This is a genomic window from Nonomuraea sp. NPDC051941, from assembly GCF_044593615.1.
Genome location: NZ_JBIUCF010000011.1, coordinates 14,678 through 40,906, shown reverse-complemented (window position 1 = coordinate 40,906; position 26,229 = coordinate 14,678). Strand labels below are relative to the sequence as shown.

Here is a 26,229-nt window from a genome sequence, read left to right as displayed (position 1 = left end):
CAATAAGTTGTCGGCGCAGCGTGGCATAGTTTCTGGCGTGAACGGTCTTCTCGTCGGGCGCTCTACAGAGTTGTCCGGACTTGTGCGGGTGCTGCAGTCGGCAGCCGAGGGCACGGCCGGGGTGGCGCTCGTCGGCGGAGACGCGGGCATCGGCAAGACCCGGCTGATCTCGGAGCTGGTGTCCGAGGCCCGCGAGCGTGGTTTCCACGTGCTGGTCGGCCAGTGCGCCGAGCTGGGCGACGCGCTGCCCTACCTGCCGCTGGCCGACGCGCTGCGCGGCGCCGAGCCGGCCGTGCGCGAGGCCGCCGCCGCCCATCCCATGCTGGGCCAGCTGCTGCCGGGTGTGGAGAGCGCCCCTTCGGCGGGGCTAACCCAGCAGCGGCTGTTCGGCTCGCTGCTGGGGCTGCTGGCCGACGTGCAGCCGGTGCTGTTCGTGATCGAGGACCTGCACTGGGCCGACCGGTCCACCCGCGACCTGCTGGTCTTCCTCAGCCGTATGGTGCAGAGCGAGCGGGTCTGCGTGGTCGGCACCTACCGCACCGACGACCTCCACCGCCGCCACCCGCTCCGGTCCGTGCTGGCCGAGCTGCGGCGGCTGCCCACGGTGATGGGCGTCGAGCTGGGGCCGCTGGGCTCCGGTGACATGTCCGACTATGTCACCACTATGGGTGAGGTGGGCGCCCAGGCGCTCGGCCTCATCGTGGCCCGCGCCGACGGCAACCCGTTCTACGCCGAGGAGCTGTTCGCGGCGATGGCCGAGGGCGACAGCCTGCCCGACGGGCTGGCCAGCCTGCTGATGTCCAGGGTCGAGCTGCTGTCGGAGGCCGGGCAGCGGGTGCTGCGGGCCGCCGCCGTGGCGGGCCGCCGGGTGGAGGACGAGCTGCTGCGGGAGGTGTCGGGGCTGCCGCTGGTGGAGTTCGAGGAGGCGGTCAGGGAGATCGTCTCGCGCGGGCTGCTCAGGGTCGACGGCTACGGCTACACCTTCCGCCACGCCCTGCTGCAGGAGGCGGTCTACACCGACCTGCTGCCCGGCGAGCGCACGCGGCTGCACGCCGCCTTCGCCAAGCTGCTGACCTCACCCGCCGAGCTGGCCCACCACTACCTCGCCGGTCACGACCTGGCCGGGGCGCTGGCGGCCTCCGCCGAGGCGGGGCGCCTGGCCGAGCGGCTCGGGGCTCCGGCCGAGGCGCACAGCCACTACGACCAGGTGCTCGGTCTGTGGGACCGGGTCGAGGGCGCGGCGGAGCTGGCCGGGGAGAGCCGGTTCGCGCTGGCGCTCCGCAGCGCCGTGTCGGCGGCCGACAGCGGTGACAACCATCGTGCGATCACCCAGCTCAAGGCCCTGCCACAGACGTCCGAGGTCAGCGAACGCCTGGCCTACTACCTCTACGAAGCCGACGACCAGCCGGGCGCCATCGCGACGGCGGAGCGCGCGGTGGAGAGCGCCGAGGATCAGCCCGCGCTCGCCCGCGCCCTGGCCACGCATGCCCGCTCCCTGCTGTGGAGCACCCGCCACCGCGAGATCGAGGCCCTGACCGCGCGGGCGCTGGAGACCGCGCGCGCGTCCGGTGCCAGGGACGCCGAGGTGGGCGCCCTCCTCACGCTGGCCGCCTACGTGGAGCACCAGGGCGACGTGGCCAGGGCCCACGAGCTGGTCGAGAGCGCCTCCTCCGAGAGCTCCGGCGACCTGGCGATGGACCTGCGCGCCCACTTCCTGCACGCCCGCCTCCATTACGAGCAGGGAATGCTGGCCGAGGCCGCCGAGGTGGCCGACGCCGGCGTCCGCGTGGCGACCGAGACCGGGCTCAAGTGGAGCACCTACGGCACCGACCTGCGCTTCCTGCGGTTCCTGATCCACTACGTGGCCGGCGAGTGGGACCAGGCCGAGGCGGTCGCGTCCGGCTTCGGCACCCGGGTGGGCACGCTGCCGGAGGCGACGCTGTCGTCGTTCGCGCTGTTCATCGAGGTGGCGCGGGATCTGCCCGCGGTCGAGGCGCGGCTGAGCTGGGTGCGGCCGTTCTGGTACGACGAGCTGGCCGGATACATCTCCCGTGGCCTGGCCGCCGAGCACGCGCTCTGGCACGGCGACCCCGCGGCGGCGCTCGACCACGTGCGGGCGGTCCTGGCGCCGATGGTCGACGGCTACGCGTGGATCCTGCGGCTGGCCGCCATCGGCCTGTGGGCGCTGGCCGAGCTCGGCACCACCGAGGGCGCCGACGAGCTGCGCGCCCGCGCCCGCCTCGCCGTCGAGTCCGGGCCCACGGGCGAGCCCGGCCACCTGGGGCCCGAAGGGCTGGCCTGGGCGGTGCGGGTGGAGGCCGAGTGGCATCGCGTGCACGGGCGGCTCGACGTGGAGCTGTGGCGCCGGGTCGTGGAGGCGTTCGACTTCGGGTTCGTCTACGAGGTGGCGCGAGCCCGCTGGCGGCTGGCCGAGGCGCTGCTGGCGGCCGGCGACCGGGAGGCGGCGCAGGCGGAGTGGGCCCTGGCGCGGGAGACGGCGGAGCGGCTGCGGGCCGCGCCGCTGGCCGACGCGCTGCAGGAGTTCGGGCGGCGGGCCCGGTTCGTGCCCGCCGGCGGGCACGGCGGCGGCCAGGGCGACGGCGGGCTGACGGCCCGGGAGGCGGAGGTGCTGCGGCTGGTCGCCGAGGGCCTGACCAACCGGGAGATCGGGCAACGGCTGTTCATCGCGCAGAAGACGGTCAGCGTGCACGTGTCCAACATCCTGGGGAAGCTGGAGGTCTCCACCCGCACGCAGGCGGCCGCGGCTGGACGGCGGCTGGGGCTGCTGGCTTAGCGCGGGGTCAGGCGGGCCGGGTGAGGTGGTCGATGAGCAGGTCGATCCTGGCCTCCTGATGCTCGGCCGGGATGCGCCGATCGTGGGCCAGGGTGGCCAGGCCGTGCAGGGAGGCCCACACCACCTCGGCGAAGACACCGGGATGGTGCTCACCGGCCACCGGCTCCAGCGCGAGCACGAACTCGCCGAACGCCGCCCGCAGCTCCTCCGGCGTCTCGTCGGCGGCGAAGGGGATGGCGACGGGCATGACGAACATGGCCTCGTACAGGGCGCTGTGGGTGCGGGCGAAGTCGAGGTAGGCCGTCGCCACCCGGCGCAGCACCGCCTGGGGGTCGCCGCCCGCCGTTCGCGCCGCCCGGAGCTTGTTCGCCAGCTCCACGAACCCCTCGATCGCCACCTCCCGCACGATGGCGTCCTTGCCCTTGAAGTGGCTGTAGAGCACCGGCTGGCTGTATTCGACGCGCTCCGACAGGCGCCGGGTCGTCACGGCGTCCCATCCCTCGGACTCGGCCAGTTCGCGGGCGGCGGTGATGATCAGCTGGTGGCGCTGCGCGCGTTCGCGTGCTCGGCGGGCGGCTATCGACATACCTCGCACGCTAGCATGACTAGGAGTCCTAGCGTTGCTCCTATCAGCTGGTGATGGTCAGGTCGCGGAAGAGGAAGTAGCTCGCGATGTCGCTCTGCAGGTACTGGTGGTAGTACGTGGCCATGGGCTTGGCGGCCTTGTCCGCGGTGAGGACCGTGATGACCACGTACTTCTTGGACGCGCTCGAGCGCATCTTGCCGTAGGCGTAGCTCTTGAGCGTCCTGTCCGTGCGCCACTTGACCGCGTCCGAGGTGAGCGACGCCAGGCGCGTGGCCATGGTCTTGGCGGCACCCTCGCTGGGGAAGGACAGCAGGAGCTGGACCGCCTTGATGTGGCCGCCGTTCGCCGAGTACGCGAGCTGGACGGCTCGCTGACAGTTGTTCTTGGCCAGCACGCCCTGGCCGTCCACCGGGTCGCAGCTGTCGTACGTCCACCCGGCGACCTTCTTGGCCTGGAGCTTCACGTCTCCCAGCTTGAAGTCCCAGTCCTCGAACTCGTCATCGGTGAGCGGCGAGCCGGGATCCACCCGCTTCGAGGTGCTGGAGCTGGTGTCGCTGGGGGCCGGGGTGGGCTCGGCGGGCTCGGAGGTGGGCGGGTCCGACGGGGCGGCCGACGGCGGGTCGGACTGCGGTGCCGTCGTGGTCGTGGGGACCGGGTCGGCGGTCGGCAGCGCGACGGGCGGCTTCTGGCCGGAGTCGCGCAAGTAGAGGAACGCGACGACCCCGCCGCCGATCAGGAGGACCGAGACCAGGCCCACGACCAGGCCGATGGCCAGGGCGTTGGTGCCCTTCTGTGGCGGAGCCGGGGGTGGCGGCGGGCCTGGGACGGGGCCTGGGGCCGGGAGCAACAGCGTGCCTTGGGGCCCGGTCGGGTTGCCGTACGGCGGCCCGCCCGATCCCGGCGGCTGCCCCTGCCCGGACCCGTAGCCACCTTGCCCACTCGGCGGCCCGTACCCGGGCGGCGGGACCCCCTGCCCATTCGGCGGGCCGTATCCGGGTGGTGGGGCGCCATGCCCGGGTGGGGCCGGGTAGCCGGGTTGGCCGTATCCCGGTTGGCTCTGGCCGTAGCCGGGCTGCGGAGGGCCGGCTTGGCCGGGTGGCGGGCCGTAGGGCTGCTGCTGCGGGCCGTACCCGTGCGGCGCTCCTTGCGCGCCCCACGGGCCTTCCGGCTGGGGCTGGGGCGGGGGAGGCTGCGGAGGGTATGCCATTGCTCCATTGTGGGGTAGCTCATCCCCATCTGCCCCAGCCGCCCCCCAAATCTCAGGAGGCCGTACGCGCCTCTTCGCACACCTGGCGGCGGTATTTCCCGGGTGCCAGCCCGTACTGCCGCTTGAACGCGTTCCCGAACGCGAACTCCGACCCGTACCCGACCCGCTGCGCCACCTCCGCCACCGAGACGTCGGACTCGCGCAGGATGCGGGCCGCCGTGGCCAGGCGCCACCACGTGAGGTACGCCAGCGGCGGCTGCCCGACGAGGGAGGTGAAGCGGCGGGCGAAGCCGGCGCGCGAGAGCCCGGCATGAGCGCCGAGCGACTCGACCGTCCAGTGGTGGGCGGGGGCGCGGTGGATGGCGTCCAGCGCGCGGCCGATGGCCGGGTCGGCCAGCGCGGCGGCCCAGCCCGCTTCCCTGCACGCGTCGGACTCCAGGTCGAACCAGGCGCGCAGGATGTAGAGCTGGAGGACGTCGAGCAGGGACGTGACGACGGTGTCGGCGCCCGGCCGGGGGTTGTCGATCTCGCCGGCGAGCAGTTCGACGGCGGCCCGGAGCTCGGGGTGGTGGCCGAGCGTGGTCGGCAGGTGGATCACGTCGGGCAGCGCGTTCAGGATCGGATGGGTCCTGGTGGGGTCGAGCTGGTAGCCGCAGCAGAGGGTGACCGTCTCGGCCCCGTCGCCGCCCTCGATGGTCGAGGCGAACAGCTCGGCCTCCAGGTAAGGGTCGCAGACCGGCGCGGCGAGCGGCGTACCGGGGGTGTCGGCCAGGCCGTACCCGTCGCCGTGCGGGAAGAAGATCACGTCGCCCACGCTCAGGGGCATGGGCTCGCCGCCGGGCGGGATGAGCCAGCAGGACCCGCGCAGCACTATCTGGAAGCCGGCGGACCCCGGCACCTTCGGGAACTCCTTGCCCCACGGGGCCCGCCAGGAGATGCGCACGGAGGTCGGGCGGCCGGTACGCATGAGGGCGACGACGTCGCTCAGCACATCCATGTCGCCAGTCTAAGGCCAGAGACTCTCGCGTATAAAAAGTAGTGTTTGAAGCATTGGATATCTCAATCTCGGCTCCTACTGTTGGTCAGGCATTTCCTGACTCGCTGAGAGGACCGATTGACATGATCAAGGTTGGCATCATCCTGGGGAGCACCCGCCCCGGCCGCAACGCCGAGGCGGTGGCGCAGTGGGTCCACGAGCTGGCGGCCAAGCGTGGCGACGCCGAGTACGAGCTGGTGGACCTGAAGGACTACGCCCTGGGCAACCTGGACGAGCCGCAGCACCCCGCCGCGGGGAACTACGCGCACGAGCACACCAAGCAGTGGGCGGCGAAGATCGCATCCTTCGACGCGTTCGTCTTCGTGACGCCCGAGTACAACCACTCGATCCCGGGCTCGCTGAAGAACGCCATCGACTTCCTGTATGCGGAGTGGACCAACAAGGCGGCCGGTTTCGTGGGTTGCGGGGTGGGCGGGGCGGTCCAGGCCGTCGGGCACCTGCGCGACGTCCTCTCCAATGTCGGCGTGGCCACTGTGCAGCAGCAGGTCGCGCTCTCGATCTTCACGGACTTCGAGAACATGACCGCGTTCAAGCCCGCCGCCGTGCACGAGGACAAGCTCGGCGTCATGCTCGACCAGGTCCTCGCCTGGGGCGGCGCCCTCCGCCCGCTGCGGGCGGCCTGACCACGCATTCGCGATCGCGCCCGGCTCTCGGTGGTACGGCTACGGCCCGGCGAACCCGCCGACCACCGACGAGCCCCCCGCGCCGCCGGGGCGGGCACCCCGGCACGCGGTTCGAGGGGCTGGGGTGACGGGGTGGGCCAAGTGCCAGGAGTCGCCCCCGACGCTACGCCGGACGTCGACGCGGGGGATGGCGGCGTAGGGGCGGCGCCATGGGGATGGCTGCGCCGGGGGCGATGGCGGTGTCGGGGTGATGGTGCGGATGGCGGCGCGGGAGTGACGGCGCCGCGGAGAGATAGCGGGGACGACGGCGCCGGGGCGACGGCGCTGCGGATGACGGCGCGGGAGTGGTGCCGCCGGGGAGCGACAACGGGGCGGCGGTGCCGGAGGCGATGGCGGGGCTGGGCGCCTGGCTTCGTGGTCCCCGAGGGGCGGGGATGGAGGACCCGACCGGTGGGTACGCGTGAGCGCGGCCGGTCGCTGCGGACCCGGCCACGGCGATCGAAGCGCCGGTCGCGGCCCTCTCGGACACCAAGCGCAAGGCCGCCGTGCTCGCCCTCACCCCCTGGGCGACCACCTCCGAAGCGGCCGCCGGACTGCGCACCGTCATTGACGATCCGGACGCCGACGTACGGCCTTATGCACGAAGAGCGATCCATGACTTGACTCGATCTTGAAACTCATAAATCCTTAACCCTACTTGGATAGTAGGAAAGATAGGGAAAGGGGCGGTTGTGCGAGCGCTCATCCTGCTCGGGCTGGTCGGTTTCGCGGCCCAGCTCGTCGACGGAAGCCTGGGCATGGCCTACGGCGTCACGTCGACCACGCTTCTGCTGGCCATCGGCACCAATGCGGCGGCCGCCTCGGCGACCGTCCACCTCGCGGAAATCGGCACCACGCTCGCCTCGGGCATCTCCCACTGGCGCTTCGGCAACGTCGACTGGAAGGTCGTCGCCAAGATCGGCATCCCGGGAGCGATCGGCGCCTTCGCCGGCGCGACGTTCCTGTCCAGCCTCTCGACCGAGGTCGCCGCCCCGGTCATGTCGCTCATCCTGCTCAGCCTGGGCGTGTACATCCTCATCCGCTTCACCGCTTTCGGGCTGCCGCGCGGCAACCTGGGCAAGCCACTGCGCAGGCGCTTTCTCGCCCCTCTCGGCCTGGTGGCCGGCTTCGTGGACGCCACCGGCGGTGGCGGCTGGGGTCCCGTCGGCACCCCCGCCATCCTGGCCAGCGGCCGCCTGGCCCCGCGCAAGGTGGTCGGATCGATCGACGCGAGCGAGTTCCTCGTCGCCATCGCCGCCAGCCTCGGCTTCTTCGTCGGCATCGGCTCCGAGAACATCGACTTCGCCTGGGTGGCCGTACTGCTGCTCGGCGGCGTCATCGCCGCGCCGATCGCCGCCTGGCTCGTCCGGCACATCCCGCCGCGCATCCTCGGCTCGGCCGTGGGCGGCGTCATCGTGCTGACCAACGTACGCAGCCTGCTGCGCAGTGACTGGATCAAGGCCTCCGGCGGCGTCCAGGCGGTCGCGTACATCGTCATCGCCGTCATCTGGGTGGCCGCCATCGCCTGGTCGGTCCGCGAATACCGCCGCGACAAGGCCAACGAGTCGGTCGAGGCGGTCGAGTCCGAGCTGCAGGCCCGTGCGACGGCAGAGGAGGAGACGGCCTCCGCCTGAGGCCCGCGCGCGCAGGCTCGGCTTCCCGCGGGGGGGCCGAGCCCGACGCATTGATGCCTATGAGAATCTCTGCCCGTACCCAGTACGCGCTCGGCGCCATGCTCGCCCTGGCCGTGGCGGACGGCCCGGTGCACGCGGAATGGATCGCCGCCAGCCAGGAAATCCCGCGCCGCTTCTGCGACAACATCCTGCTCCAGCTCCGCAGGGCCGGCCTCATCAACAGCCAGCGCGGCCCCGACGGGGGCTACTGGCTCGCCCGCCCGGCCAAGGAGATCGCCCTGGCCGACATCATCCGCGTCACCGAAGGGGTGGAGCAGGCGACCCGGCCCTTCCCGAAGGCCGCCGCGCCGCTGGCCGCGATCTGGGCCCAGCTGCGCAGCCACGAGGACGCCCTGCTGGGCGAGATCACCCTCGCCGACGTCGTGGACTCCGCCGAGCCCGCATAGCACTCCTGCGGCGGACATGCCCGGGTGCGTTATCTCACTATTTCCTGCTTTATAGGTAGGTTATAGTGGTTTGCGCCGATGGCTCCCGTACGACGAAGGGCAGATCTCCCATGTCATCCTCCAGACTGCGCACCACAGCCGTGGCGAGCACCGCGATGCTCGCCGTCGTGGGGCTACTCGGCGCCTGTGGCGGTGGCGGAGCTGCCCAGACGGCGAAGAGCGGCGGGCAGCCCGTCTTCGGCGGCACGCTCACCTACCTCGAGCACCAGCCCCCGACCTGCCTCTACCTGCCGGCGGCCGGGTTCTATCCCAACGGCGGCATCCTCAACCAGATCACCGACAAGCTCACCTGGCAGAACCCGAAGACGCTCGAGATCGAGCCCTGGATCGCCAGCAAGTGGGAGGTCGACAAGGACGCCACCGAGTACACGTTCCACCTGCGCGACGGAGTGACGTTCAGCGACGGCAGCCCGCTGGACGCCTCCGCCGTGGCGGCCAACTTCGACGTGTACGGCCTGGGCGACGAGAAGCTCAAGCTGCCCGTCGCCGAGTTCGTCAACAACTACCGGCGCAGCGAGGTCGTCGACCCGCTGACCGTGCGCTTCCACTTCGACAAGCCGTCGCCCGGCTTCCTCCAGGGCACCTCGGTCATCGGCGCCGGGCTGGTGTCCAAGAAGACGATCTCGCTGCCGTACGAGCAGCAGTGCCAGCTCAAGAACATCGTCGGCTCCGGTCCCTTCACGCTGAAGAACCAGGTCGTCGACAAGGAGGTGGACCTGGTCGCGCGCAAGGACTACAACTGGGCGCCGCCGTCGTCGAAACACCAGGGCCGCGCGTACCTGGACGAAATCAAGATCATCGTGACACCCGAGGACAACGTGCGCGTCGGCGCCCTCACCTCCGGCCAGGCCGACTTCGTCAGGTACGTCCAGGCGTACGACGAGAAGACCGTCAAGGACGCGGGCTTCCAGATCTACGCCGAGCCCACGCGAGGCGTCAACAACGGCCTCTACCTGCGGCCGCGCAACAGCATCCTGAAGGACGTCAAGGTCCGCAAGGCCCTCCAGGCCGGCACGAACGCCAAGGAGGTCGTCGACACCCTCTTCACCGCGAGCTACCCGCAGGCCACCTCGGTGCTCAGCCACCTGGCGCAGGGCTACGTGGACCTGTCGAAGGACCTCGCCTACGACCCCGACAAGGCCAACCGCCTCCTCGACGAGGCGGGCTGGGCCAGGGGCGCCGACGGCACCCGGGCGAAGGACGGCGTGCCGCTGCAGCTCGGCGTGTTCGTCTCCGGCCCGCAGCCGCTGTCGAAGCAGACGCTCGAGCTCGTCGGCCAGCAGTGGGCCAAGCTCGGCGTGAAGCTGGAGATCCGCCCCGCCGACGCGGGTACCCAGGCCGTGGACATCAAGGACGCCGAGAAGACCGCCGTCCAGCACGGCATGGTCGGGCGCGCCGACCAGGACGTGATCAAGAGCCACTTCCACAGCAAGAACCGCGACGTCATCCTGTCCGACGACACCAAGCTGGACAAGCTGCTGGAGGAGGAGTCGGCCGAGCCCGACGTCGCCAAGCGCAACGCCAAGGTCGCCGAGATCCAGCGATACGTGCTCGACCAGGGCTACGCGATCCCGCTCTTCGAGGAGCCGCAGGTCTACGGCGGGGCGCCGTACGTCCAGGGGGTGGCCTTCGAGGCGGTCGCCAGGCCGTGGTTCTACTCGGTGTGGAAGTCGCAGCAGTGACCAGGTACCTGCTCGGCCGGGTCGGGCAGGCGGCGCTCGTGCTCTGGATCGCCTTCACGGCGAGCTACGTGCTGCTGCAGCTGCTGCCCGGTGACTCGATCCTGATCAAGTTCCAGAACCCCGAGCTGGGCCTGTCGCCGCAGCAGATCGCCGAGATCCGGGCCTATTACGGCGCCGGCGACCCGCCGCTCCTCGACTACCTGAACACCCTGCTCGGCTTCCTGCGCGGCTCGTTCGGCTACTCGATCGACACCGGCACGCCGGTCGTCGAGCGGCTGGGCGAGGCGCTGCCGGAGACGGCGAAGCTGGCCTCGGCCGCGTTCGCGCTGGCGGTGCTGATCGCCGTGCTGATCGCGTTCGCGGCCGGCTACAGCAGGACCTCCTGGATCAGGAACGCGCTGCTGTCGGTGCCGTCGGTGTTCGTGTCGGTCCCGGCGTTCTGGCTGGGCATCCTGCTCATCCAGGTGTTCTCGTTCCGGCTCAAGCTGGTGCCGGTCATCGGCGGCGGGCCGGTGCAGCAACTCATCCTGCCGGTGCTCACGCTGGCCGTGCCCATCTCCGCGCCGATCGCCCAGGTGCTGGCGCGCAGCATGGACGAGGTCTCCACGCAGGCGTTCGTGCCCGTGGTGGCGGCCAAGGGCGCCTCGCGGTGGTGGATCCTGTGGCGGCACGTGGCCCGCAACGCCGTGCTGCCGACCCTGACCGTGGCGGGGCTGACGCTGGGCGAGCTGATCGCCGGGTCGGTCGTGACCGAGACGGTCTTCGGGCGCGGCGGCATCGGACGGCTCACCGAGCAGGCCGTCAACGCGCAGGACACGCCGGTGATGCTGGCCGTCGTGGTGCTCGCGGCGGCCGTGTTCGTGCTGGTCAACCTGGTGGTGGACGTGCTGTTCCCGGTGCTCGACCCGCGGATCGAGGCGGCCTCGTGAAGCGCAGGGGCGGGCTGGCGCTGGCGTGGGCGGTGATCGGCCTGGCCCTGTTCTGGGCCGTGGTGCCGGGCCTGTTCACCGGGTTCGACCCGATCGCGGGCGTCCCGGCCGAGAAGCTGCAGGCGCCGAGCGCGTACCACCTGTTCGGCACCGACGCGGTGGGACGCGACCTGTTCGCGCGGGTGGTGCACGGGTCCGTGCACTCGCTGTCGGGCGCGTTCGTGGCCGTGGCGGTGGGCCTGGTGCTGGGCACGCTGCTCGGGCTGCTGGCCGGGTCCGTCGGCGGGGTGCCGGACGAGGCCGTCATGCGGATCGTGGACGTGCTGCTGTCGGTGCCCGGCCTGCTCCTGGCCCTGACCGTGATCATCCTGCTCGGGCCCGGCACCGTGAACGTGGCCATCGCGGTCGGCGTCGGCTCGGTCGCGGCCTTCGCCAGGCTGTCGCGCTCGGAGGTGGTCCGGGTGCGGCGCACCGACTACGTGGAGGCCGCGTTCGGCAGCGGCGGCCGGTTCCCGGCCGTGCTGTGGCGGCACGTGCTGCCCAACTCGCTCGGCCCGGTCATCGCGCTCGCGGCGCTGCAGTTCGGGATGGCCATCCTGGCCATCTCGACGCTCGGCTTCCTCGGGTACGGCGCCGAACCGCCCACGCCCGAGTGGGGCCTGCTCATCTCCGAGGGGCGCAACTACCTGGCGACGTCATGGTGGCTGACCACGCTGCCGGGCGCCGTCGTGGTCGCGGTGGTGCTCGCCGCCGGCCGCATCAGCCGTTCGATCGGGAGGCACGAGTGAGCCTGCTGGAGGTCCGCGACCTGGCCGTCTCCTACGACGGCAGGCGCGCGGTCGAGGGCGTCTCCTTCACCGTGGAGCCCGGCGAGGTCGTCGCCGTCGTCGGCGAGTCGGGATCGGGCAAGTCCACCACCGCGCACGCCGTCATCGGCCTGCTCTCCTCGAACGGCGCCGTGGACGCGGGCCGGATCCTGCTGGGCGACGCCGACCTGGCGTCCTGGTCGTCGAAGCGCATGGAGTCGGTACGCGGCGCGCAGATCGGCCTGATCCCCCAGGACCCGTCCAGCTCGCTGGACCCGGTCAAGACCGTCGGGGCGCAGATCGCCGAGGTGCTGCGCATCCACAAGCGCGGCGACCGGCGGGCGATCCGGAGCCGGGTCGTCGACCTGCTGGCCCGCGTGGGCCTGCCGGACCCCGAGGCGCGAGCCCGCCAGTACCCGCACGAGCTGTCCGGCGGCATGCGCCAGCGCGTGCTCATCGCCATCGCGATCGCGCTCGAACCCCGCCTGATCATCGCCGACGAGCCCACCAGCGCCCTGGACGTCACCGTGCAGCGGCGCATCCTGGACCTCATCGACGACCTGCGCGCGGAGTCCGGCACCGCGCTGCTGCTGGTGACCCACGACCTGGGCGTGGCCGCCGCCCGCTCCGACCGGCTGGTCGTCATGAAGGGCGGCCGGATCGAGGAGCAGGGCCGGACGCCGGAGGTGCTGGCCTCCCCGGCGGCCGACTACACCAAGCGCCTGCTGAACGACGCCCCGTCGCTGTCGGCGTCCCCGTTCCGCGACCCCCCTCCCGGGAGCAAGCCCGCGATCGTGGCGCGCGACCTGGTCAAGGAGTTCAAGGGGTTCAGGGCGGTGGACGGGGTCTCGTTCGAGGTGGCCCGCGGCACCACGCACGCGCTCGTGGGCGAGTCCGGCTCGGGCAAGACGACCACGGCCCGGATGGTGGTGCGGTTCGCCGAGCCCACCTCGGGAACGGTCACCATCGCCGGGGCGGGGGAGGGCCGCGGGTTCCGCCGGCACGTGCAACTCGTCCACCAGAACCCGTACGGTTCGCTCGACCCCCGGCAGCCGATCGGCGACATCGTGGAGGAGCCGTTGCGCAACTTCCGGCTGGGGGACCGGGCCGAGCGGCGCGCCCGCGTGCTCGACCTGCTCGACCGGGTCGCGCTGCCGCGGGACGTGCTCACCCGCAGGCCGCACGAGCTGTCCGGCGGGCAGCGGCAGCGGGTGGCCATTGCCCGCGCGCTGGCGGCCGGGCCCGAGGTCGTCGTGCTCGACGAGGCCGTCTCCGCCCTCGACGTCACCGTGCAGGCGCAGATCCTCGACCTGCTCGAACAGCTCCAGCGCGACCTGGGGCTGACCTATCTCTTCATCTCGCACGACCTGGCCGTGGTGCGGCAGATCTCGCACACCGTCTCCGTCATGAACAAGGGAAGAATCGTGGAATCAGGAACGACCCGGCAGGTCTTCACCGACCCCCGGCACGAATACACGCGCGAGCTCCTGGCCGCCATCCCGGAGCCCGCGATATGAGGCTCGGCTTCTTCACCCGGCTGCTGGACGACGTTCCCGCGGGTGAGCGCTACCGGCTGGCCACCGAGCAGATCGCGCACGCCGAGGCGTACGGGTTCGACACGGCCTGGGTCGCGCAGCACCACTTCGACGGCGCGGAGGGCGGCCTGCCCGCGCCGCTGGTGTTCCTCGCCCACGTGGCCGCCCGGACCAGCCGCATCAGGCTCGGCACCGGGATCATCACGCTCCCGCTGGAGCAGCCGGTGCGGGTGGCCGAGGACACCGCCGTGCTCGACCTGCTCACCGGCGGGCGGCTGGAGGTCGGCGTGGGCAGCGGCGGGACGCCCGCGTCGTTCGCGCCGTTCGGGCACGACAGCGCGGAGCGCTCGGCCGTCTACGCCGAGCACCTGGCGGTGCTGCTCAACGCCTGGTCCGGGGGCGACCTCGGCGGCGGCAACCGGCTCTACCCGCCCGCGCCGAGGCTGCTGGAGGCGGTCTGGCAGGCGACGTTCTCGGTCGGCGGCGGCGTACGCGCCGGGCAGGCGGGCCACGGGCTCATGCTCTCGCGCACGCAGCCCCGCCCGGCCGACGACCCGCAGGCCACGCTGGCCCAGATCCAGCGGCCCATCGTGGACGCCTACCTCGAACACCTGACGGCCGGCGCGGCCCCGCGGATCATGGCCTCCCGCACCGCGTTCGTGGCCGACAGCCGGGCCGAGGCGCTGCGCTACGCCGAACTCGGGCTCGGGCGGGGGCGACTGCCGTTCGAGCTGCCGGACAGCGACCTCGACCGGCGCATCGCCGCGTTCGACGTGCACGTGGGCACGCCGCAGGACGTCATCGAGAGCCTCAAGGCCGACCCGACCCTCGAACGGGTCACCGACCTGGTCCTCCAGGTGCACTCGGTGGACCCGCCGCACCCGCTCGTCCTCCGCTCCATCGAGCTGCTGGCGACCGAGGTCGCGCCCGCGCTCGGCTGGGTCCCCTCCACAGAATTGAGCACCACATGATCGCCGACGTCATCGACCACCTGGCGGGCGTCCGGCCCGGCTCGTCCCTCGACCGGCTGCGCGCCCGCCGGCCCGCCGCCCGCGAGCACGCCCAGCGCAGCTACGACGCGCTGTTCAGCCCCGAGACGGAGGAGGAGATCACGCTCGTCGAGCGGGACGCGGTCGCCGCCTTCGTGGCCTGGCTGCACGACGACCCCGGCATCGCCCGCTTCTACGCCGACCGGCTGGCCGAGCTCTCGCCCGGGCTGCTCGCGACGGTCGAGTCGGAGATCTCGGCCGGGGCCACGACCGGGCCGTACGGGGTCTACCCGGGGGAGGGCCCGCTGTCGGTGGAGAGCGACGAGGGGCTGCGCTACCGGGCGCGGCGCCCCGGCGACCTCGGCGTACGGCTCGCCGCCGCGTTCGAGCACGCCCACCTGCTCGTGTTCCGCCCCAGGGAGGCGGGGCGGGAGTCCCTGGACGCGCTGGCCAGGGCGGGCTGGAGCGCCACGGGCGTCGTGACGCTGTCGCAGCTCGTCGCCTTCCTCACCTTCCAGATCCGCGTGGTGGCCGGGCTGCGTCACCTGCAGAACGGAGTGACCTCATGACTCAATTGGCGTTCACGCGGGATCAGCTCGGGTGGGAGCCCTGGCTGACGCCCCTGGAGACGGACGAGCTGACCGACGAGCACTACGAGGCGCTGGTCGACAAGGCCCGCGCGAAGTCGCCGTACTTCCTGCTCCTGGCCAGGGATCCGGCGATCCTGCAGGCCAGGACGAGGACCGACAACGACATCTTCTACAACGCCGACGGCGGGCTGCCGCGGGCCGGGCGCGAGCTGGCCGCGACGGCGACCTCGCGCCGCAACGGGTGCGTGTTCTGCGCCTCGGTGCACGCCCGCTTCGCCGCCCACTACTCCAAGCGGGCCGGCGACGTGCAGCGGCTGCTCGACGAAGGGGTCAACGCGCCCCAGGACGGGGAGTGGCAGGCGATCATCGACGCCTCGGTGGCCCTGGCCGCCACCCCGGCCGAGTTCGGCGCGAACCACGTCGAGGCGCTGCGCGCGGCCGGGCTCGACGACCTGGCGATCAGCGACGTCATCCACGCGGCCGCGTTCTTCAACTGGGCCAACCGCCTCATGCTCTCGCTCGGCGAGCCCGTCGAGGAGCCCGCGTCATGACGGCGGAGCTCGACCACCTCGTCTACGCGGTGCCCGACCTGGCCGCGGGTGTCATCGCGTTCGCCGAGGCCGCCGGCGTGACTCCGGCGCCGGGCGGCAGCCACCCGGGCGGAACCGCCAACTACCTGGTCGGCCTGGGTCCCACCGCGTACCTGGAGATCATCGGCCCGGATCCGGCGGCGCCGGGCGCGCGGCCACGCGCGTTCGGCCGGGAGACCCTCACCGCGCCCCGGCTCGCCGGGTGGGCGGTGCGGCCCGACGACATCGACGAGACGGTACGGCGGGCCCGCGCGCTCGGCGTCGACCCCGGCGAGGTCCAGCCGCTCTCGCGCCGCACACCCGCGGGCACGCTGCTGGAGTGGCGCCTGACCAGGTGGGCCGACCCGGCGGCGATCAACCCGGTGCCGTTCCTCATCGACTGGGGCCGGACGGCGCACCCGGCCGCCTCCGGGCTGCCGCAACTGCGGCTGGCCTCCTTCACCGCCACCCACCCCGACCCCGACGCGCTGCGCCGCGAGCTGGCCGCGATCGACGCGGAGCTGGAGGTCTCGAAGGGGCCGGAAGCGGCGTTGCGGGCGGTGCTGGACACCCCCCGCGGCCCCGTGACCCTGAGCTGACGATCACCCGTGCCCGTCCCCGCGCGGACGGGCACGGGTCGTCCCACGGCTCAGGGCGCCTTGTACTCGGCGGCCTTGCCGCAGTAGCTGATCCCGACCGGGGTGCTGCTGAACCGGCACACCTGCACGACCACACGATCGATGGCGGTGACCCCCGCCGGGTCGGACAGCGCGAGGGCGATCGCGACCTTGGCGTCGTCCGCCTTGACGGCCTCGGAGTCGACGAGGGTGGTGCCCTTGTAGGCGGAGAAGGTGGCCTGCGAGTACATCCCGTCCGGGGCGCACGACGAGATCGGCGCGTCGTCGGCCAGGAAGCCGTCTACCTTGACGACAGGCGCTTCGGCCCATTCCAGGGTCCCCTCCGTGACCCCGCGCAGGCACTGGTCGCCGGAGTCGGCGTGGAAGGGGACCGCGGCCTGGGCGGCGATCGCGGGTTGAGCCGTCAGCAGGCCGGCGGCGAGCACCGCCCCTGACGCGAGCCAAGCACGTAATCGCATGGCGTCGACCTTTCGGGTGATGGATGGTGGTGCAGGGTCAGGCGCCCACGAGGGTGACCAGGACGCGCGAGGGGTCGTTCCCGGCGAGGGGGACGGCGAAGACCGCCGTGCGCTCGCGGGCCCCGAAGACGACGAACCGCAGGCCTTCCTCGTCCCAGGTGTCCTGGACGTCGGAGGTGATCTGCGCGGACGCCGAGCAGTACGCGGGGCTGCGGTAGAGCAGGTGCAGCGAGGCGCCCAGCGGGACGTGCTCCGACGGCTGGGCGACGAGCGGGCCGCGCAGCCGTACGCGCAGCTGCCGCAAGGGGGTCAGCCAGTAGCGGTCCAGCTCCGCCGAAAGGGCCATCAGGGCCACGGCCTCCGCCAGGCCGAGCGCCACCAGGGGAGGGCCCGGGTCCGCCGGGACGGCCAGCAGGCTCGCGGCCAGCAGGAGCCCCGCGCGGGCGAAGGCCCGCACGTCCACCGGCCTGGAGTGGGCGCCGAGGCAGCCGCAGGACGCGGCGGGCGCGGCCACGTACGAATAGGTGAGATACGCCAGGAACCCGGCGGAGAGCAGCGCGGCCATCGCGCCCTCCCAGGGCGAGACGGGCGGCAGCAGCAGGACGGCGGCCACCGCGAGCTCGGCCACCCCGACGATCCGGAGCGCCGGGACCGCGCGCGCCGCGCCGACCAGCCGGGCCAGGGCGGTCTGCCCCGCCTGTACCCGCATCCGCCGGCTGAACAGCTTCGTCAGGCCTGCCCAGGCGAGGAACAGGGCGATCACGTACGGCTGCGTCGCGGCGATCCCGTGCATGCTCAATGCTCCTTCCTAGTGCGGGGAGAAGACGGTGGCGATGTCGACCTCGTTCGTGTCGGGCCGCCAGGCGCCGAGGATCTGCACGTGCTGGGCGACCCTCAGCATCGACAGGTCCGAGGTGGCCGGCGACTCGGAGTGGATCGCGACCGACTTGCCGGCCACGACGTGGCACAGCACCTCTTTGCCGTTGTGGTCGAGGTGGATGGTCTTGTCGGTGATGTTCTTGATGTGGCCCTTGATGTTGACGATGTTGAGCCAGACCGACTCGGCGGCGAGGGTGCCGTCCGGCATCCGCACGCCGCGGGCGTACAGGCCGTCGCCGGGCTTGGCCGCGTCGAACGCCACGGGGCCGAGCTTCCACAGGCTCGTGCCGTCCACGACCTTGATGTTGTGGATGACCATGTTCGAGCCGAGGACGAGCAGCGTGTTGTCCTTGATCGACCGGATCCGGCCCTCGGCGAAGTTGGGGTCGGGAGCGCCCGGGTCGACGTCGAGCGCGGTGTTGGCGAAGGCCGCCTCGGGGCCGAGCGAGCCCATCGCGCTCGCGGCCACGACCGTGGCGCCGCCGCCGAGCAGGGCGGACCTGAGCATGTCTCTTCTGGTGGTCATCGTCGCCCCCTCACGCCGCGTCGATCGAGCAGGGACGCAGGCCGGTGGAGAGGCTGGCGATCTTGCTGTACGCCGCCGGCGTGAGGTCGATGATCCGGTCGGTGGCGCAGGTCGAGCCGCAGCAGCTGCGCTCGCCGCAGAACAGGTCGGTCTGCGGGCCGCAGTCGGCGATGGAGGTGACGACGCTGACGCCGCTGCACAGGTTGGTGGTGCGGTGCTGGAAACCGCAGGTCCGGCGGGAGAGGTTGAAGCCGCAGGTGTCGGGGTGGGTGATGGCCCAGCAGGCGTCGGAGGTGTTGGGCCAGGCGTGCTGGAGGCTGCCGGAGTTGCAGGTGCCACAGGCGCCCTTGCCTGTGGTGCTGCACGGTCCCCAGGCGGTGCCGCAGCAGAACCAGGAGACCTCTCCTTGGACGGCGGCGTATAAGTCGATGGGGGTCTCGGGGGGCTGGGTGCGCGCCATGCGCGTCCTCCTCGGGTGAGCTCTGGACGGTCTCGGTGGGGGGGTCCTGAAACTTTCCGACTCGATCTATGAGTACCATGTAAGGATTTTTCGTCAATGCCCCTATTTTTGGCGCTTTATGGGGTCACGGGATCGTCCCATGATCTACTGAGCCCATGAATACGACGGGCGTGGCAAAGGTCGACGGCATCCGGTTGCACTACACGCGAGCCGGCGACGGGCCCCTGGTGGTGCTGCTGCACGGCTGGCCGCAGACCGGCCACTGCTGGCGGCACATCGTCGAGCCGCTGGCCGCCGAGTTCACGGTGGTGGCCCCCGACCTGCGGGGGTACGGGCTGAGCGACAAGCCGACCGGCGGCTACGACAAGCGGCGGATGGCCGCGGACATGGCGGAGCTGGTGGACGCGCTCGGGTTCGGGCGGGCCGCGGTCGTCGGGCACGATCGCGGCGCGCGGGTGGCCCACCGCTGGGGTCTCGACCGTCCCGACCAGGTCGGCAAGGTCGCGGTGCTGGACATCGTCCCCACGCGCGAGATGTTCCGCCGCCTGGACGCGACCGTGGCCGCGGGCTACTGGCACTGGCTCTTCCACCTGCAGCCCGACCTGCCCGAACGCCTGGTGGGGCACGACGTCCGGGGCTATCTGGAGTACTTCTTCGAGCGCTGGACGTACAACCGGCACGGCCTGCCCGCCGAGGCGGTCGATGTCTACGTCCAGGCGTTCGGCCGTCCGGGAGCCCTGCGCGCCGGGTTCGACGACTACCGGGCGCACGAGCGCGACCTCGCGCTCGACGACGAGGACGCCGCCGCGGGGCGCCGCCTGACCATGCCCGTGCTGGCCCTGTGGGGGTCGGTGGGGCTGCCTGCGCGGTTGTCGTCGGAGGAGATCTGGCGGGAGTACGCCGCCGACGTCACCGCCGCCGAGATCCCCGAGTGCGGGCACTTCATCGCCGAGGAACGCCCGGAGGCCCTGCTCGCCCACCTGCGGGAGTTCCTGCGCCGCTGACCGGGACGCGGGCCCGGCGTGGCGTTCGCGATCGTGATGGGTTAGGTTAGCCTCACCTAATGATTGCGGCGGGAGGCTGGCGCTGGTGGAGCCCTATCGCATGTTCGACGTGCGTGTGGCCAGGTTGGAACGGTTGAGCCCATCGTTCCTCCGGGTCACCTTCACAGGGGAGGACCTGGGCATATTCGCCGACAACGGCTACGACCAGCGGATCAAGCTCATCCTCCCCCTCCCCGGCCACGGCCTCGCCCACCTGCCCACCGGCTCCGACTGGTTCCCGCGGTGGCGCGAGCTGGACGACGACAGGCGCAACCCCATCCGCACGTACACGGCCAGGCTGGTCAGGCAGGCCGAGCGCGAGGTGGACGTCGACGTGGTGATGCACCCCGGCGGCGACGGGCCGGTGGCGCGGTGGGCGCAGGAGGTGCGGCCCGATGACGTCGCGGTGCTGTTCGGCGGCGACGCGCGGCACCCCGAAGCGCACGGGAACGTGGTGTTCCAGCCGCCGGCCGGCACCGGCACGGTGCTGATCGCCGGCGACGAGACTGCCGTCCCCGCGATCTGCTCCATCCTCGAAAGGCTCCCCGACGGCTTCACGGGCACCGCGCTCATGGAGGTGCCCTGCGAGCAGGACTTCCTGGAGATCCGGACCGCCAGCCAGGTGAAGATCGAGTGGCTGGCCAGGGGCGACGCCGAGCGCGGCGCCCTGCTGGAGCCGGCCCTGCGGTCGGCCGCCGGCACGCTGCTGCCGCCGCTGCCCGTGCCCGACACGTTCGACGACGTGGACGTCGACGTGGAGGAGCTGTGGGAAGTGCCGGAGGAGGAGAGCACGGAGCCGCTGTACGCCTGGCTGGCCGGCGAGGCGGCGGTGATCAGGTCCCTGCGGCGATACCTGGTCGCCGAGCGCGGCATGGACCGGCGCGCGGTGGCCTTCATGGGCTACTGGCGCCAGGGCCGCGCCGAGCACAACGAGTGAGGAGCGTTCCATGACCCGCACACTCGCCGTCGTGGCACTCGTCCTGATCACCATCGCGGGCTGCGGCTCGACGCGCCCCGCCGCCTCCCCACCGTCCGCCGCCGCCGTCAAGATGGCGCACAAGTACGGCGAGACCACCGTCCCAACCGCCCCCAAGCGCATCGTCACCGTCGGCCTGCTCGAACAGGACGCCCTGCTGGCCCTCGGCGTCACCCCGGTCGGGGCCACGACGTGGATCGGCGACTACCCGGGCGCGATCGGCCCCTGGGCCAAGGACGAGCTGGGCACCGCGCCCCTCCCGCAGGTCCTCAAGGACACCGGCAGCGGCCCCCAGTTCGAGAAGATCGCGGCACTCAAGCCCGACCTGATCCTGGCCCTCTACTCGGGTCTCACCCAGGAGCAGTACACGACGCTGTCGAAGATCGCGCCGACCGTGGCCCAGCCCAAGGAGTACATCGACTACGGCATCCCCTGGCAGGAGCTCACCAGGAAGGTCGGCGTCGCCGTCGGCCGCGCCACCGAGGCGGACACGCTGGTCAAGCAGGTCGAGGACCGGTTCGCGCAGGTGCGGAAGGAGCATCCGGAGTTCCAGGGCAAGACCGCGCTGATGGCCACCGTCTACGAGGGCTACTTCGTCTTCGGCAGCCAGGACCCGCGCTCCCGCCTGCTCGCCTCGCTCGGGTTCAAGCTGCCCGACGGCCTCGACCAAGCGATCGGCGACAAGTTCGGCGCGAACATCAGCCGCGAGCGCCTCGACCTGGTCGACACCGGCGTGATCGTCTGGAGCTCCGCCGACGTCGCCAAGGACCAGGGCACGCTGCACGCCGACAGCGTCTACAAGGGGCTCGGCGTGGTGAAGGAGGGCCGGGAGGTCTTCCTGCAGGAGAACACCGACCAGGGCAACGCCGTCTCCTTCGTGACCGTGCTGAGCCTGCCGTACATGCTCGACGGGCTGGTGCCGCGGCTCGCCGCGGCCGCCGACGGGGACCCGGCGACCAAGGCGTGAGACCTCTGGCACTGTCGGCCGGCGCGCTCGTCCTGGTCTGCCTGCTGTCGCTCTCGCTGGGCGCCCGCCAGATCCCGCCCGACCAGGTGGTGGGCGCGCTGGCGGGAACCGTGACCGACCGCGACGTCCTCGACGTGATCTGGTCGGTACGGGTGCCGCGCACGCTGGTCGGCGTGCTGGCGGGGGCGGCGCTCGGCCTGTCGGGCGCCCTCATGCAGGCGCTGACCCGCAACCCGCTCGCGGACCCGGGCGTGCTCGGCGTCAGCGCCGGGGCCGCGTTCGCGGTCGTCGTGTCCATCGGCGTGCTGGGCATCTCGGCGCTGGCCGGATTCGTCTGGTTCGCCTTCGCGGGGGCGCTGGTCGCGAGCGTCCTCGTCTACGCGCTGGCCGGGCTGGGCCGCGACGGGAGCACGCCGGTCAAGCTGGCCCTCGCCGGGGTCGCGGTGACGTTCCTGCTGAGCTCGGTGACCAGCGCGTTCGTGCTCGTGGACCCGGAGTCGCTGGGCCGGTACCGGTTCTGGTCGGCGGGGTCGCTGTCCGGCACGGGCACGGACGTGCTGCCGCAGCTCCTGCCGTTCGTGCTCGCCGGGTCGGCGCTCGCCCTGGCCTGCGGGCCCGCGCTCAACAGCCTCGCGCTCGGCGACGACGTGGCCAGAGGGCTGGGCCGCCGGGTGGGCCTGGTCCGGTTACGGGCGGCGGCGGCCGTGATGCTGCTCACCGGGGCCGCCGTCGCGGCCATCGGGCCCGTGGTCTTCGTCGGGCTCGTCGTGCCGCATCTGGCCCGGCTCGTCGCCCGGCCGGGCGGCTCCGAGACCGACCACCGGCTGCTGCTGCCGATGGCCGCGCTGCTCGGGCCCTGCCTGCTGATCGCGGCCGACGTGGTGGGCCGGGTGGTGGCGCCGCCGATCGAGGTGCAGGCGGGGCTGCTGGTGGCGTTCATCGGCGGCCCGTTCTTCGTCGTGCTGGCCCGGCGTAAGCACCTGGCGGAGCTATGACCCAGCTGACCTTCAGGTTGTCCGTGCCGCCCGTCTCCGGGGTGCTGCGCCCGCGCGTCATCGTGGTCTGCCTGGCCCTGGCCGGGGCCGCGTTCCTGGCCTTCTGCCTGGGCATCGGGCTCGGCGAGGTCCCGCTCGGCCTCGGCGAGGTGATCCGGGCGCTCGTCGGCGCGGGCGACCAGGGCACCGCGTTCGTGGTGGGCGAGCTGCGCCTGCCCAGGGCGCTGACCGGGCTGCTGGCGGGCGCCGCCTTCGGGGTGTCGGGCGCGCTGTTCCAGACGATGACGCGCAACCCGCTCGCCAGCCCCGACATGATCGGTGTCACGCAGGGGGCGGGCCTGGCCGTGGTCGCGGGGATCGTCATGGGTGCCGGCGGGCTCCAGGTGCTGGGCTTCGCGGGCGCGGTGGTCGTGGCGCTGCTGACGTACCTGCTGGCCTGGCGGCGCGGCGCGAGCGGCTACCGGATCGTGCTCGTCGGGGTGGGCGTGTCGTGGATGTGCACGAGCGCCACCGAGTACCTCATGGTCACCACGGGGAACTTCCAGGCGCAGCAGGCGCTGGGCTGGCTGTTCGGCAACCTGAACGGGCGCGACTGGGGCCACGTGGCGCCGCTCGCGCCGGCCCTGGCCGTCCTCGTGCCCGCCGCGCTCCTCCTCGGCCGCTGGACACGCGCGCTGCAGCTCGGTGACGAGGTGGCCGTCGTGCTCGGGGCGCCGGTGCAGGCGGCGCGGCTGACGCTGCTGCTGACCGGGGTGGCGCTGGTCGCGTTCGGCACCGCGGCGGCCGGTCCCGTGGCGTTCGTGGCGCTGGCCGCGCCGCAGATCGCGCAGCGGCTGGCCCGCACCGCCTGGCCGCCGCCGCTGGCCGCCGGGCTCGCCGGATCGTTCATCGTGCTGGCCGCCGACGTCGTCGCGCGGCTGCTGATCCCGGACGTCGAACTGCCGGTCGGCGTGGTCACCGGCGTGCTGGGGGCGCCCCTCCTGCTGTGGCTTTTGGCCCGCGCCCGCCGCCGTTAGATCGCTACCGCAGCGGGGTTAGCAGTACGTGACCATCAAGACACTCTACGGATTGTGTCAGCCTGACTACGTTCAGTGGTGAATGCCTCACGGACATCTGCTGTCACAGGCGAGCGATTGCGAGGGAACATGTCGACGGAGCCTCGGTTGAGCTTGGACACCCGGGCCGCGCGCAACCTGGCCACCACCACCAAGACGCGCCCGCAGATGCAGGCCATCACCTCCCGCTGGCTCCTGCGCAGGCTGCCGTGGGTCGACGTGCGCGGCGGCACCTACCGGGTCAACCGCCGGCTGACGCACCACATCGGGCGCGGCCGGGTGAGCGTGGTGCTCAACGGGGCGGACGACGTGCTCATCGTCCCGCAGACGCTCCAGGAGATCCCCCTGCTGCGCGGCTTCGACGACCTCGACGCGCTGGCGGCGATCGCCTCGACGTTCGCGCCGCGGGAGTTCCAGGCGGGGGAGGTCATCGCCGCGGCGGGCACGCCGGTCACCGACACGTACGTGATCGCCCACGGCCGGCTCGAACGGCTGGCCGCCGGCGCGTACGGCGACGCGCAGCTTCTCGGCGTCATCACCGACGGCGCGCACCTGGGCGACGACGCGCTCGTGCAGGAGAGCCCCCGATGGCCGTTCACGGTCAGGGCCGCCACCTCCGGCACGATCCTGGTGGCACCGCGCCACGAGATCCAGCAGCTGCTCGGCGACACCCCCGCCCTGCGCGAGCACGTCGTCCGCTACCTGGAGGAGACGCGCAAGCCGGTCAACCGCCGCGGCGAGTCGGCCGTCGCGCTCGCCTCGGGGCACGTGGGCGAGCCGGTCATCGACGGCACGTTCGTCGACTACGACATCCGGCCCCGCGAGTACGAGCTCAGCGTCACGCAGACCATCCTGCGGGTCCACACCCGCGTGGCCGACCTCTTCAACGACCCCATGAGCCAGCTCGAACAGCAGCTGCGCCTGACGGTCCACGAGATCCGCGAGCGCGAGGAGTGGGAGCTGGTCAACAACCGTGAGTTCGGCCTGCTGCACAACACCGACTACGACCAGCGGATCAGCACCTGGTCCGGCCCGCCGACCCCCGACGACCTGGACGACCTGATCAGCATGCGGCGCAAGACCAAGATGCTGCTCGCCCACCCCAAGGCGATCGCCGCGTTCTTCAGGGAGTGCAACAAGCGCGGGCTGGTGCCGGGCAGCGCCGACGTCGACGGCCACGAGATCCCGGCCTGGCGCGGCATCCCGATCTTCCCCTGCGGCAAGATCCCGATCTCCGAGCACCAGACCACCTCCATCCTGGCCCTGCGCACGGGGGAGGAGGACCAAGGGGTCGTCGGCCTCTACCAGACCGGCCTCCCGGAGGAGCACGAGCCGGGGCTCAACGCCCGCTTCATGGGCATCAACTCCCAGGCCGTGATGTCGTACCTGGTCAGCGCCTACTACTCGGCGGCGATCCTGGTGCCCGACGCCATCGGCATCCTCGAGAACGTCGACGTCTCCGCGCCGCGCTCCTGACCGCCCGACTCCGGCTCGACTCCAGGAAGGGGCGCGTCATGCCCGAGATCGCAGCAGGTCCCACCGGTCTGGGCACCTCCGCGCTGCGCCTGCCGCTCTTCGACCGCCATCCCGTGCCACGGCCCGACGAAAGGGACGGGCACGAGCCGCCCAGGCCCGCTCCGATGGATCCCGCGCAGGCGGCGCGCAGCGCCGCCTACCGCCACAGTCTCGCCCCGCTGCCCTACCGGGAACGGCAGTGGGGCGACGGGACCTATCCGCCGCTCTACTGCCCCGAGCTCGTCAGGAACGACCAGGAGCTGGGCGACGAGGTGGACCGGCGGCTGGTGGCGTGGGCGGAGCGGATCGGCCTGCACGAGGGGCGCATGGAGGAGTTCGGCGCGACCGGCTACGGGCGGCTGGCCATGCTCGCCCACCCCGACGCCGACGACCCCGACCTGCTGCTGATCGCGGCGCAGACGAACGCCGCCTGGTGGGCGGCCGACGACTACTACGCCGACGAGACCGAGCTGGGCGCCACGCCGACGGAGCTGCCGCCGCGGCTCGCCCTCGTGACCTCGGCCATGGACCCGCCTCCGCCCGCGGGCGATTACACGCGCCAGCTCGAGGAGGCGATCGAGGCCGACCCCGTCCTGGTCTCCCTGCGGGCGTCCGTCAGCCACATCACCCGCCACGCCACCCCGTCGCAGGTCATGCGGATCTGCAACATCACTTCCCAGATGTACGTGAGCTGGGCCGCCTACGCCGCCTGGCGCTACCTGGAGACGCCGCCGCCCGTGTGGCGCTACCTCGCGGCCCGGCAGCACGACAGCTTCTACACGTCCATGACGCTCATCGACATCGTGGGCGCGTACGAACTCCCCGCCAATCTCTTCTTCGACAGGAGGTTCCACACTGCGCTCATGCAGGCGGGCACCGCCAGCGTCCTCGTCAACGACCTGCACTCCGTCGCCAGGGAGGCGGCCGACGAGCTCCCCGACTCCAACGTGATCCTGCTGATCGCCGCCGAGGAGGGCTGCCCCATCCGTGAGGCGACCGAACGCGCCGTGTCCATGCACAACGACTTCGTCAGAGGTTTCGAGGCCAGCCGGCTTGCGCTCGACGCCGTACCGTCCGTCGAGCTGAAGCGGTTCCTGCGCGGGGCGCAGGGCTGGATGGCCGGCTGCGTCGAATGGCACGACACCACCAGCCGCTACAAGTCCTAGAGAGA

The 26,229-nt window shown here is 72.1% G+C and carries 26 protein-coding genes; 19 read left to right on the top strand and 7 right to left on the bottom strand.

Translation table 11 applies throughout. The features are described 5' to 3' along the window. Nucleotides 1-37 precede the first annotated feature (37 nt). On the top strand, nucleotides 38-2,794 hold the full coding sequence (locus ACIHFD_RS19880; protein WP_397368177.1) for an ATP-binding protein: 2,757 nt from the start codon (nucleotides 38-40) through the stop codon (nucleotides 2,792-2,794). Nucleotides 2,795-2,801: 7 nt separating this feature from the next. On the opposite strand, the gene ACIHFD_RS19875 is transcribed toward ACIHFD_RS19880, so the two are convergent. From ACIHFD_RS19875 to ACIHFD_RS19865, 3 genes are read right to left on the bottom strand one after another with little or no spacing between them, the layout of a single operon-like run. Continuing rightward, nucleotides 2,802-3,380, bottom strand: a complete 579-nt coding sequence (locus tag ACIHFD_RS19875) for a TetR/AcrR family transcriptional regulator (protein WP_397368176.1) — start codon at nucleotides 3,378-3,380, stop codon at nucleotides 2,802-2,804. Nucleotides 3,381-3,423: 43 nt separating this feature from the next. Beyond that, a complete protein-coding gene (locus ACIHFD_RS19870) occupies nucleotides 3,424-4,587 on the bottom strand; it encodes a hypothetical protein (protein WP_397368175.1) in 1,164 nt (387 codons plus the stop codon). A gap of 52 nt (nucleotides 4,588-4,639) precedes the next feature. Then, the gene (locus ACIHFD_RS19865) at nucleotides 4,640-5,584 is read right to left on the bottom strand and encodes an AraC family transcriptional regulator (protein WP_397368174.1); all 945 of its coding nucleotides are present in this window, start codon (nucleotides 5,582-5,584) and stop codon (nucleotides 4,640-4,642) included. Nucleotides 5,585-5,706: 122 nt separating this feature from the next. On the opposite strand from ACIHFD_RS19865, the gene ACIHFD_RS19860 reads away from it, so the two are divergent. The 11 genes from ACIHFD_RS19860 to ACIHFD_RS19810 all read left to right on the top strand — a co-directional run bounded on the left by ACIHFD_RS19860 (nucleotide 5,707) and on the right by ACIHFD_RS19810 (nucleotide 16,145). Next, the gene (locus ACIHFD_RS19860) at nucleotides 5,707-6,267 is read left to right on the top strand and encodes an NAD(P)H-dependent oxidoreductase (RefSeq protein ID WP_350728531.1); all 561 of its coding nucleotides are present in this window, start codon (nucleotides 5,707-5,709) and stop codon (nucleotides 6,265-6,267) included. A gap of 731 nt (nucleotides 6,268-6,998) precedes the next feature. Next, the gene (locus ACIHFD_RS19855; RefSeq protein WP_397368173.1) at nucleotides 6,999-7,940 is read left to right on the top strand and encodes a sulfite exporter TauE/SafE family protein; all 942 of its coding nucleotides are present in this window, start codon (nucleotides 6,999-7,001) and stop codon (nucleotides 7,938-7,940) included. A gap of 59 nt (nucleotides 7,941-7,999) precedes the next feature. Continuing rightward, nucleotides 8,000-8,386, top strand: coding sequence for an RrF2 family transcriptional regulator (locus ACIHFD_RS19850; RefSeq protein ID WP_397368172.1), 387 nt, complete (start codon nucleotides 8,000-8,002; stop codon nucleotides 8,384-8,386). 110 nt (nucleotides 8,387-8,496) lie between these two features. Further along, nucleotides 8,497-10,128, top strand: coding sequence for a TIGR04028 family ABC transporter substrate-binding protein (locus ACIHFD_RS19845; RefSeq protein WP_397368171.1), 1,632 nt, complete (start codon nucleotides 8,497-8,499; stop codon nucleotides 10,126-10,128). Continuing rightward, nucleotides 10,110-11,057, top strand: a complete 948-nt coding sequence (locus tag ACIHFD_RS19840; RefSeq protein ID WP_397368170.1) for an ABC transporter permease — start codon at nucleotides 10,110-10,112, stop codon at nucleotides 11,055-11,057. Before ACIHFD_RS19845 ends, ACIHFD_RS19840 begins: the two co-directional genes overlap by 19 nt. Continuing rightward, complete coding sequence (locus ACIHFD_RS19835; RefSeq protein WP_350728541.1) at nucleotides 11,054-11,845, top strand: ABC transporter permease; 792 nt, start codon at nucleotides 11,054-11,056, stop codon at nucleotides 11,843-11,845. Before ACIHFD_RS19840 ends, ACIHFD_RS19835 begins: the two co-directional genes overlap by 4 nt. Next, a complete protein-coding gene (locus tag ACIHFD_RS19830) occupies nucleotides 11,842-13,380 on the top strand; it encodes a dipeptide ABC transporter ATP-binding protein (RefSeq protein ID WP_397368169.1) in 1,539 nt (512 codons plus the stop codon). Before ACIHFD_RS19835 ends, ACIHFD_RS19830 begins: the two co-directional genes overlap by 4 nt. Beyond that, on the top strand, nucleotides 13,377-14,369 hold the full coding sequence (locus ACIHFD_RS19825; protein ID WP_397368168.1) for a putative FMN-dependent luciferase-like monooxygenase: 993 nt from the start codon (nucleotides 13,377-13,379) through the stop codon (nucleotides 14,367-14,369). The genes ACIHFD_RS19830 and ACIHFD_RS19825 overlap by 4 nt, the downstream gene beginning before the upstream one ends. After that, entirely contained in the window at nucleotides 14,366-14,956 is a 591-nt protein-coding gene (locus tag ACIHFD_RS19820; RefSeq protein WP_397368167.1) for a CMD domain protein, read from the top strand. Before ACIHFD_RS19825 ends, ACIHFD_RS19820 begins: the two co-directional genes overlap by 4 nt. Continuing rightward, nucleotides 14,953-15,528, top strand: a complete 576-nt coding sequence (locus ACIHFD_RS19815; RefSeq protein WP_397368166.1) for an alkylhydroperoxidase domain protein — start codon at nucleotides 14,953-14,955, stop codon at nucleotides 15,526-15,528. The genes ACIHFD_RS19820 and ACIHFD_RS19815 overlap by 4 nt, the downstream gene beginning before the upstream one ends. Next, nucleotides 15,525-16,145 carry a VOC family protein gene (locus tag ACIHFD_RS19810; RefSeq protein ID WP_397368165.1) on the top strand — a complete coding sequence of 207 codons (621 nt, stop codon included), beginning with the start codon at nucleotides 15,525-15,527 and terminating at the stop codon, nucleotides 16,143-16,145. The genes ACIHFD_RS19815 and ACIHFD_RS19810 overlap by 4 nt, the downstream gene beginning before the upstream one ends. 50 nt (nucleotides 16,146-16,195) lie before the next feature. Here the strand turns inward: ACIHFD_RS19810 and ACIHFD_RS19805 are convergent, their stop codons facing one another. From ACIHFD_RS19805 to ACIHFD_RS19790, 4 genes are read right to left on the bottom strand one after another with little or no spacing between them, the layout of a single operon-like run. Beyond that, nucleotides 16,196-16,642 carry a hypothetical protein gene (locus ACIHFD_RS19805; protein WP_397368164.1) on the bottom strand — a complete coding sequence of 149 codons (447 nt, stop codon included), beginning with the start codon at nucleotides 16,640-16,642 and terminating at the stop codon, nucleotides 16,196-16,198. Nucleotides 16,643-16,679: 37 nt separating this feature from the next. Beyond that, nucleotides 16,680-17,435, bottom strand: coding sequence for a MauE/DoxX family redox-associated membrane protein (locus tag ACIHFD_RS19800; RefSeq protein ID WP_397368163.1), 756 nt, complete (start codon nucleotides 17,433-17,435; stop codon nucleotides 16,680-16,682). Between the two features lie 15 nt (nucleotides 17,436-17,450). After that, the gene (locus tag ACIHFD_RS19795; RefSeq protein WP_350728549.1) at nucleotides 17,451-18,047 is read right to left on the bottom strand and encodes a cell wall protein; all 597 of its coding nucleotides are present in this window, start codon (nucleotides 18,045-18,047) and stop codon (nucleotides 17,451-17,453) included. Between the two features lie 10 nt (nucleotides 18,048-18,057). Then, nucleotides 18,058-18,507, bottom strand: a complete 450-nt coding sequence (locus ACIHFD_RS19790; protein ID WP_192790359.1) for a hypothetical protein — start codon at nucleotides 18,505-18,507, stop codon at nucleotides 18,058-18,060. A 155-nt stretch (nucleotides 18,508-18,662) separates the two neighbouring features. Here ACIHFD_RS19790 and ACIHFD_RS19785 point away from each other — a divergent pair, with 155 nt between their 5' ends. The 7 genes from ACIHFD_RS19785 (at nucleotide 18,663) to ACIHFD_RS19755 (ending at nucleotide 26,224) form a co-directional block, all read left to right on the top strand. Further along, nucleotides 18,663-19,511: an alpha/beta fold hydrolase gene (locus tag ACIHFD_RS19785; protein ID WP_397368162.1), complete on the top strand. Its 849-nt coding sequence runs from the start codon at nucleotides 18,663-18,665 to the stop codon at nucleotides 19,509-19,511. A 100-nt stretch (nucleotides 19,512-19,611) separates the two neighbouring features. Next, nucleotides 19,612-20,487 (top strand): siderophore-interacting protein, encoded by an 876-nt coding sequence (locus tag ACIHFD_RS19780; protein WP_397368161.1) that lies wholly within the window; start codon nucleotides 19,612-19,614, stop codon nucleotides 20,485-20,487. A gap of 10 nt (nucleotides 20,488-20,497) precedes the next feature. Beyond that, nucleotides 20,498-21,493: an iron-siderophore ABC transporter substrate-binding protein gene (locus ACIHFD_RS19775; protein ID WP_397368160.1), complete on the top strand. Its 996-nt coding sequence runs from the start codon at nucleotides 20,498-20,500 to the stop codon at nucleotides 21,491-21,493. Beyond that, a complete protein-coding gene (locus ACIHFD_RS19770) occupies nucleotides 21,490-22,488 on the top strand; it encodes a FecCD family ABC transporter permease (RefSeq protein WP_397368159.1) in 999 nt (332 codons plus the stop codon). The genes ACIHFD_RS19775 and ACIHFD_RS19770 overlap by 4 nt, the downstream gene beginning before the upstream one ends. Continuing rightward, nucleotides 22,485-23,504 carry a FecCD family ABC transporter permease gene (locus ACIHFD_RS19765; RefSeq protein WP_397368158.1) on the top strand — a complete coding sequence of 340 codons (1,020 nt, stop codon included), beginning with the start codon at nucleotides 22,485-22,487 and terminating at the stop codon, nucleotides 23,502-23,504. Before ACIHFD_RS19770 ends, ACIHFD_RS19765 begins: the two co-directional genes overlap by 4 nt. A 129-nt stretch (nucleotides 23,505-23,633) precedes the next feature. Then, complete coding sequence (locus ACIHFD_RS19760) at nucleotides 23,634-25,019, top strand: family 2B encapsulin nanocompartment shell protein (RefSeq protein ID WP_397368157.1); 1,386 nt, start codon at nucleotides 23,634-23,636, stop codon at nucleotides 25,017-25,019. A 38-nt stretch (nucleotides 25,020-25,057) separates the two neighbouring features. Further along, entirely contained in the window at nucleotides 25,058-26,224 is a 1,167-nt protein-coding gene (locus ACIHFD_RS19755) for a family 2 encapsulin nanocompartment cargo protein terpene cyclase (RefSeq protein WP_397368156.1), read from the top strand. Nucleotides 26,225-26,229: the final 5 nt, after the last annotated feature.